This window comes from Phyllobacterium sp. P5_D12 (genome assembly GCF_054049495.1).
Window position 1 is genome coordinate 1 of sequence record NZ_JBFUMG010001162.1, and the last position, 583, is coordinate 583.

1 protein-coding gene is annotated in these 583 nt (G+C 58.7%); it reads left to right on the forward strand.

The features are described 5' to 3' along the window. The coding region (locus ACXJ5O_RS29280; protein WP_457302959.1) for a hypothetical protein at positions 1-296 on the forward strand (296 nt) is incomplete at its 5' end. Positions 297-583 lie beyond the last annotated feature (287 nt).

Below are 583 nucleotides of genomic sequence, written 5' to 3' on the forward strand. Positions count from 1 at the left end.
GTGTCGCCGCCACGCTCGGCGCCCACCATGCCATGCAGATACGTGCCCATGGCCAGATTGTGACCGCGGAGACGGTGCGCGGAGCGTTCATCGATTCGCTTCATCTCGTAGAGAACGCGGAAGCTGCCTACCGCGCTGCCGCCATCGGCAAAGTGAAGCCGTTGACGGACGCCGAGCTTGATTCATTTGCCCATAGTTTTCGCCGCGATCATCACATTCGCAAGCTCTGGAGCTACTACGTGCGCGGCGCGTTGCGTGAGGGATTGTTCCCCGAGAGCTGGAGCGAACAGAAGTAGAAAACGTCGGCGGGACTAATGCCCCCGGACAAAACCGGAAAGTTGGTCTTTCCGAAATGAAGCTACCGCCGCTCCGAGCGGCTGGTAGGCTAAGACGCAAAATATTACGTCCGTGGACGCTTCCAGGCGCAGCGGAAATGCATCGACAGGAGGAATCAATGCACCAGGATCCATTAGGCGGCGGCACCGGCACTCACTGGCATGAACCCGCTGGCACGAAGAAAGCCGGTTTCGGTGAGTTCAAGAAGCAGCCGACCCCTTATGATCAGTTCATGGTGGAAGAAGGC